We start from the raw sequence: 2966 nt of genomic DNA, 5'->3' as shown, positions 1-2966 counted from the left end.
AACATAAGTTTAGCGGATGTTTGACAACCGGGGGAATCCATGTAGCCGCATTAAGGGGTGAACAACACCACCACCTAACCTAAACCATTGTGCCGTAAACACTAAAGCCAGTTCAAACCAAAACTGCCAAGCGTTGTGAATCCCTCTTGAATGCTTTGTTATATGCTGAACCCACACCTAGAAGTAACTTGGTATCGAACCGTCAAAACCAAAAGAGTCACTTGGGGCATACATGCAATTGGCCCCCTCAATTGTGATGAAGCCAAGCCTGCTATAAAACTGGTGGTCAATATCGCTATGTAAAAATATGGCTGTACAGTTCTGATTTGCGAACAAGTCTGCTTTCACAAGGTTAATCAAGTGGGAAGCATAACCTTTGCCTCGAAAGCTTTGAGGTGTAGCGAGAGAGCCTATACCAAAGCAACCGCCTTTAAGGCCAAATAAATTCTGATAGATAACGAGGGACGATAGAATTTGCTCATTTTCTATTAGCACATGCCAAGTTCCAGCTTGATACTTTTTGCTGCCACGACAAGCGGATAAATATTTTTCATAGGAAAGCCCGTCACTCCACGCATCAAAGCCGATAGCGTAAATAGCGTCAAGCTCATGAACTTTTGCTTCTCTCAAATGCATCCTTGCGACTTCCTAAATTGACTAAGGCATATAACGAATGATATGGACTCCCTCTACCTGACACTCTGCGTGCCATACTTACTTAGTACACGCTGAAGAACTGGAGGTTACTATGTCCACCATTAAAACTATTGGCGTTGACCTCGCCAAGAATGTGTTCAGTATTCACGGCGTTGATGCATATGGCAAGTGCGTCCTACGCAAAACTGTCAAAAGAAACAAACTCTTAGACACATTCGCGAAGTTACCTCCCTGCCTCATCGGTATGGAGGCGTGCTCTGGTGCACACCACTGGGCGAGGGAGCTACTGAAACTAGGTCATAACCCGAAAATTATGGCGTCCAAATTCGTTATTCCATATCGACAAAATGAGAAAAACGATGCCAATGACGCAGAGGCCATCTGTGAAGCGGTATCTAGACCCAAAACACGATTTGTCTCTATAAAAAGTGAAGAGCAACAAGCTGTGCTTTGCCTGCACCGTATTCGACAGGGGCTAATTAAAGCAAGAACGGCGACTATTAACCAGCTCAGAGGTTTGCTTTCCGAATTTGGCATTGTGATGCCGCAGGGTCGCTGCTCGGCTCAAAACACCATTGGTAGCGTCCTTGAAGATGCAGAAAATGGTTTGCCTATACTCGCTCGCGAGCTACTTAAAGATCTATCGAACAAGATTCAACACCTTAACCTAGAAGTATTGCACTATGATCGTAGAGTCTCTGCTTTAGTTCGTGAGATGGCTTCAGCCAAAGCCCTCATGGATATTCCAGGTGTCGGTGAACACAGTGCAAGTGCCATTGTCGCGACCGTCAATGACGCCAAACAATTTGGCTCTAGCCGCCAATTTGCCGCTTGGATAGGGTTGGTTCCAAGACAATACTCAACAGGTGGTCATGTTCATCTTGGTCGCATCAGCAAAAGAGGCGAAAAACATATTCGCACTCTACTTATTCATGGCGCAAGAGCAGTTATTGCACGATGTAAAGAGAAAACCGATCGCAACAGTATTTGGTTAAATCAACTCGTTGAACGACGAGGTTATAAACGAGCAGCTGTCGCCCTAGCAGCAAAAAACGCTCGTATAATATGGGCATTATTAACAACAGGAAAAGAGTACAAGATTAACTATGTAAACGGTTAACACTCACCGAGTCAAAGCAATAGCAAATGATGACAATACGACCAGACCGAGATGCCTAAACCTGTTTAATTGGGAAGTAATAAATACTGTTTAACGAATGAGGCTGGCATCAAGCGAATATCATCAAGGTGACGGAACGATTCCGATTAAACACCGAATGTAGAGCTGCTGTCCGATCCACTGTTGTCAGCGGGAGCTATTGTTGACAAAAGAGGGAGTCCATGTAGCCCAATTAAGGGGTGAACAACGCCTCCACCCAAACCTAACGCATTGTGCCATAAACACTAAATTCGAAGTAGAAGCAAAAATGCCAAGCGTTGTGAATCCCTCTTAAATTGCTTGTTATAACGCATCTTCCACTGAAGCTAACCACTTGGGAATGTTAGCCCTATACCAATTTATGTACTTTCCTTGTTCTGGGTTGTTTCGGCTATTTAAAATGTTTACAACTTCTATAACTATCCAGCACTTAGCGATAATAAGATGCTCAAGAAGCTCGGTTTTGGATAGTGCTGGGTTGTATTTGATGTATTGAGTAACAATTTCCTTGTATTCAGCGATGCTACCAAGACCGCTAACTAAAGGTGCCAAATCAATAGCTGGGCTACCTTGACCAAAACGCTCCCAGTCAAACAACACTAGGTCTCCGTTAGCTCGTGTTCCCCAGTTACCGTCATTAGTATCACCAGATATCAGCACCTTGCATTCAAAGATACTATCGGAGAGTGCCTGTATCCGTTTTATTGAAGATTCCACAACATCGGGAAGATTCAATATTTTAAGGGCATCGTCAGTAGCGAAGGCTGTCCATTCATGCTTCTTAACTTCAAAAGTCGGAGTATATTCAGAACAATGAAGGGCTGCCAATTGAGAAAATAAATCAGACTTAGTTCGTAAGTCTTTGAGCGATATACTATTTGGAATATGTTCTATGTATAGATGGTTTCTGTCTATTTTTAACAATCTTGGAGTGTTTATCCCCTTTAATTTCGGTGCGGCTGATTGGTAAAAATGTATCTCCACTTCTGATGCGCCTTGCTTGAGCACACAGTTAACCCCGCCTAAAGTCTTAATAGATACTCTAGCAGAACCCATCTTGGATAAGTCTTGTGTACTCATAGCTCTCCTGCGTTATAACGAATGACATGGATTCCCCCTACCGAGGATCTGCCACACTTATGTGGTACTT

Annotated in this window: 3 protein-coding genes; 1 reads left to right on the top strand and 2 read right to left on the bottom strand. The window is 43.5% G+C overall.

The genetic code is table 11. From position 1 onward, the window contains the following. Nucleotides 1-177: 177 nt before the first annotated feature. Nucleotides 178-636 carry a GNAT family N-acetyltransferase gene (locus AB6E54_RS22555; protein ID WP_065584560.1) on the bottom strand — a complete coding sequence of 153 codons (459 nt, stop codon included), beginning with the start codon at nt 634-636 and terminating at the stop codon, nt 178-180. Between the two features lie 112 nt (nt 637-748). Here AB6E54_RS22555 and AB6E54_RS22550 point away from each other — a divergent pair, with 112 nt between their 5' ends. After that, nucleotides 749-1777, top strand: coding sequence for an IS110 family transposase (locus tag AB6E54_RS22550; RefSeq protein ID WP_372107414.1), 1029 nt, complete (start codon nt 749-751; stop codon nt 1775-1777). Nucleotides 1778-2119: 342 nt separating this feature from the next. Here AB6E54_RS22550 and AB6E54_RS22545 read toward each other — a convergent pair whose 3' ends face one another. Beyond that, nucleotides 2120-2896 (bottom strand): phosphotransferase family protein, encoded by a 777-nt coding sequence (locus tag AB6E54_RS22545; RefSeq protein WP_229648418.1) that lies wholly within the window; start codon nt 2894-2896, stop codon nt 2120-2122. Nucleotides 2897-2966: the final 70 nt, after the last annotated feature.

The organism is Vibrio sp. 10N.247.311.49, from assembly GCF_041467655.1.
In the GTDB taxonomy this organism is placed as follows: Bacteria; Pseudomonadota; Gammaproteobacteria; order Enterobacterales; family Vibrionaceae; genus Vibrio; species Vibrio crassostreae_C.
Note: the sequence above shows the minus strand (reverse complement) of the source record. Positions and strands in the feature narration are given on the sequence as shown.

Excerpts from the sequence above, each read along its gene's own strand:
- AB6E54_RS22555 (WP_065584560.1), bottom strand. The coding sequence starts at position 636 with ATGCATTTGAGAGAAGCAAAAGTTCATGAGCTTGACGCTATTTACGCT.
- AB6E54_RS22550 (WP_372107414.1), top strand. The coding sequence starts at position 749 with ATGTCCACCATTAAAACTATTGGCGTTGACCTCGCCAAGAATGTGTTC.
- AB6E54_RS22545 (WP_229648418.1), bottom strand. The coding sequence starts at position 2,896 with ATGAGTACACAAGACTTATCCAAGATGGGTTCTGCTAGAGTATCTATT.